Annotated in this window: 3 protein-coding genes; all 3 read right to left on the minus strand. The window is 33.9% G+C overall.

The annotated features are described in order from the left end of the window. Window positions 1-319: 319 nt before the first annotated feature. The 3 genes from K5S59_RS28745 to K5S59_RS28755 all read right to left on the minus strand — a co-directional run bounded on the left by K5S59_RS28745 (window position 320) and on the right by K5S59_RS28755 (window position 4,121). Window positions 320-1,804, minus strand: coding sequence for a hypothetical protein (locus tag K5S59_RS28745; protein ID WP_238486507.1), 1,485 nt, complete (start codon window positions 1,802-1,804; stop codon window positions 320-322). 316 nt (window positions 1,805-2,120) lie between these two features. Further along, window positions 2,121-2,663 (minus strand): site-specific integrase, encoded by a 543-nt coding sequence (locus K5S59_RS28750; protein WP_212982067.1) that lies wholly within the window; start codon window positions 2,661-2,663, stop codon window positions 2,121-2,123. 519 nt (window positions 2,664-3,182) lie between these two features. Continuing rightward, window positions 3,183-4,121 carry a transporter permease gene (locus K5S59_RS28755; RefSeq protein ID WP_212982066.1) on the minus strand — a complete coding sequence of 313 codons (939 nt, stop codon included), beginning with the start codon at window positions 4,119-4,121 and terminating at the stop codon, window positions 3,183-3,185. Window positions 4,122-4,168 lie beyond the last annotated feature (47 nt).

Consider the following 4,168-nt stretch of genomic DNA (forward strand, 5'->3'; position numbering starts at 1 on the left):
AGCTAATTCATTTCCAGAAAACTTTCGTTTTCTTTTTACAAAACCTAATTCTTTTGCGAGTTCTTCCAAAAGAGAAGGGGTTAAATGACGATACAGTTCTTCAGAAAATAGTTGTAATTCATCTTGAATCGAAAGATTCATAAAAAATGTCACCCTTTCTAGCTAGCTTTTTAGAAAGAATAACGTTTTTTGTCACTTGGGGGTAGTGAAAATTCTTAAGTTGATGGGCATGGGGTCACCACATCAAAAAAGAAAAACCTACGATTAAAGATAATTTAGGCACATTAAAAGAGAATATTGAAAACTATCATTTGGCTTATCATCGTGATATGAGACCTTCTTTGACTAATTCCTGTACGAATTCCATTAAAATTTCTTTCATATTTTCGCTTACTTGAGAGATTTCTTCAATTACTCCCTTATCATTCTCTTCATGATAATTTTCGAATGAAAAATCAAACCACTTACTCTCATTCTGTCTATTATTTATTAGCAATTGAAGCACGTCTTCTTGTTGAAATATCATTTTTTCAAATTCATATAAACGCATCAATTTGACGTTAGAGCAAAGATATTTATATTCTTCGCTGCCATGAACAATTTTTAGCTTTTCCGCAGCCGTATTCATTATGATTTCTCTTAGAATATAACTATCCTCGTTTAAAATAACAGCTCCAAAAATGTTTTCTTTCAAGAAATCAACTTTCACATCGAACGGATAATACTCGTTTCGAAAACGCTCAGTTATTTGTTCGTAAACTTGAATGACAGCAGTAACCATCCGATTAACCGTATGTTCTATGTCCTGTTCATTTAGATCCCTTAAAGAAACCCGCGGACTCATGCTTTTACTATCTAACATTAGACATTTATCGCCTTTTCGAATCATTATATCTAATGTACGTTTGTTATTTCGTTTATACTTATACGAGTATTCAGCTATGACCTCATCAAACCATTCAGATAAACCACATATGTGTAAAATATAGCTCTCAAGAACCTCTTTTCCAAACAAATCGCGAAGTTTATTATTCCCTTCTGTTAATCTAAACAAAAGTGAAGATGTAACAGATTGTATAATAAGGTGAGGCAATGGCAGAAAAATCTCCTGATTGTAAGAAATGAAAGGAAATTGATAAAAGTATTTAAAGCCATAAATATATTGAGTGGTGTCATGTATTATTTTTTCTTGAAGAGATACATAATCTGCTCGATCAATGAGAAGATGCTGAATTACATAACTGTACCTTCTGATTACGTAATCATAGATATCTGGTGTTATGGATTTATTGATTTCTCTTGAGAAAAGACTATGAATAATAAAACCAAATCTTTTAAATTCATCGTAACTACATCCAAATTTTTCAGTGAATTGTTGTTTCATATTCAAATTCTTATTCTCAAAATTAAAGATATATGAATATCTATAAATCTTAATACCTATATCTTCTTGAATTTGAAATTGATTTAATCCCGTGACAATCATAAAATAATCTAAAAACCTGTTGTTGTCTTGAGCCATTTCTAATTTTGGAGGACGATAATCCTTTATTGCATTAATTATTTTAGCGAACTGTTTCTTTCCCTTTATGTCATCAAATCTACGATCAGAATATTCCCCAAGCGTGATAACAGAAAACAAAGCAAATGTCTCTAAATCCCACGGCAATGCTTTGCCACGCCATTCATCAATAGAGATCAAACCAGAGATAGACATGAGTTCCTTTGAATGAGCTTGGCATACATTCATTTTTTCCCTAAAATCATATCGTTTTAACAATATTGGTATTCTCTCAAAATCCAAAAGGTTACCTCCTAAATGGTTTCTAATATATCCGTATAATAGCATAGATTCGATATAATAGAATCACTTTAGACTTGGTATATTAGGAAGCTTATATAAAATATAACTTTCAAAAATGGAAAAATTATAGATATAGTGGATTATTTCTTAAATCGTTGCCATACCCCAATAAGGTTGCTCCTTTTTAGTATTGGGGTATGTGTAGCAACGGAATCAAATTCTCCAAAAAAGGGACACCGAGAAACGTATCCTGACGCAAATAACTTTTGATTTACGTACAAAACTATTACTAATCGTCTCTCAGAGTCCCTATATTTTATAGATAAAAATCATCTATTGCTGCATCAATTATATCTTGATTAATTCCAATGTATTTTAAAGTCACCGAAGGTGCTGAATGGTTGAACAACTCTTGCAACAGAGCCACGTCCTTCGTCCTTTGATAGAAGTGATACCCAAATGTTTTACGCAATGTATGAGTACCGATTTCCTCCAGTCCTGCTTCACGGCCAACAGCATTCAGAATCTTATATGCTTGTACACGTTGAATTGCTTTATCCGTCTTATTTGAAGGGAACAGATAATCCTCTTCCTCCATGTACTTTGTATATTCTTCTATTAACCTCTGCATATTTCCGTTGATTTTGAACCGCTTATTTTTATCGGTCTTTTTTTCTTTGATGCTGATATGTGTTTTCCCTCGCACATCACATACACGAAGTGGAAGGAGATCGCTAATTCTCAGCCCGACATTAATACCCATTTCAAACATAAACCAATCCCGAGCATTTTTATTTTTTAATCGAGTTTTAATTTCTTCGATTTTTTCTCGGTCGCGTATCGGCTGCACTTCTCTCATATGTAAAATCCCTCCCTATTAACCGAATCCATTATGTTTCTTTATATAATACATTCTAATACAATATGTTTCATTAATCTAGTTTTTAACTCCCTTTTTTTCGGTATTTTAGTAAAAACCTATATATACCAAGCTTTCATTAGATTTTCACAAAGAAACAAAATATCCATTTTGTTTCTTCGTGCCCCGAAAAAAATTTTAAAAGTAATGTCATATTTTTTAGTCAGATTCATAGGCTAATAAAAACCAAATAGACGATAGGCCGGAAAATAAATGATTCCATTGCGGCCATCCTATTTTTTTCAAGGAGGATGGCTGCAATGATAACGTAGCCTTTAAGGCTACGCTTTTTTTATTTGACCAATAAAAATCATATGGTACAATCATTGCAACAAAGCGATATCATTGTACATTTACATGTGACTCAGTAGAAAGTTCAGGTACTAATGGAATATCATCGTTTGGGTTTTTATATAACCCAAAATAAAAAGACACCGGTATATTAGGTGTCTTTTCATATTAACCGCATCTACAATATTTGTCCGGTTGACCGCAACTATTACAGCATTCACATGGATATGAATCACATCTGCGACAACAACGACAATTTGCTTCTCCACATTCATTACAGCACTCACATGGATAACTATCACACCTTCTGCAACACCTACAATAGCTTTGCGGTTGACCGCATTCATCGCAACATTCACATGGATATGAGTCGCACCGTCTACAACATTTACATGGATAATCATCACATTCTCTGCAACAACGACACGGAGATTGGTCACAAGTATCACAGCACTTACAATGACTTTCCGGTTCATTACACCCTCTACAACGAGCCTCATACTTATCATCTTCATAATCTCGTTCACGTTGGTTACGACCTAAAATATCGTCCGCTTCATCTACCTTATGTCTAAAACCACCATGCCGTCTGTAAAAGTATGCATCATCTTCCGCTTTTCGTTTGCGGTATTCTTCTTCAGATTCATCGTTCTTGCTCTTTTTATTCGTTTGAGTAAATCCAGAGTTTTTTCGTTTAGATTCATTTTCATTATCATCAAAAGCATAATCATGATATTCTTTTTCCTTATCTTTTCTTTTAGGCTTCCTTCTTCTTTCATCTTCTTCATAATCATCATCGTAATCATAATCATCGGAAGTATCTTTATTACCGTTTTTATTACCTCCTCCTTGGTTCGATGCAGCAACCAATACCGCACCCGCAAATACCACACCGAGGAACGCTATTAAACCATAAAAAAGCGAATTAGACATAGCCCACATAAAGAGCATAATCGAACCAAAAAAGAACAATACACTCCCTACTATCTTTTTTACTAATGCATACAACGTAATTAACAAACCACAAACTAATACCACGGTTGTAGCATTCGGTAAGTCGAAAATATACCAAATCCCAGCTACAAGTGTTGCTAATATTACTAACATAAAACTCCCCCCCTTGTTTTCCTGGCTTAGGGGTATCGCCACATGCC

Origin of the sequence: Bacillus sp. BML-BC051 (assembly GCF_019656175.1) — a bacterium.
GTDB classification, from domain to species: domain Bacteria; phylum Bacillota; class Bacilli; order Bacillales; family Bacillaceae_G; genus Bacillus_A; species Bacillus_A mobilis.

Excerpts from the sequence above, each read along its gene's own strand:
- K5S59_RS28750 (WP_212982067.1), bottom strand. The coding sequence starts at position 2,663 with ATGAGAGAAGTGCAGCCGATACGCGACCGAGAAAAAATCGAAGAAATT.
- K5S59_RS28755 (WP_212982066.1), bottom strand. The coding sequence starts at position 4,121 with ATGTTAGTAATATTAGCAACACTTGTAGCTGGGATTTGGTATATTTTC.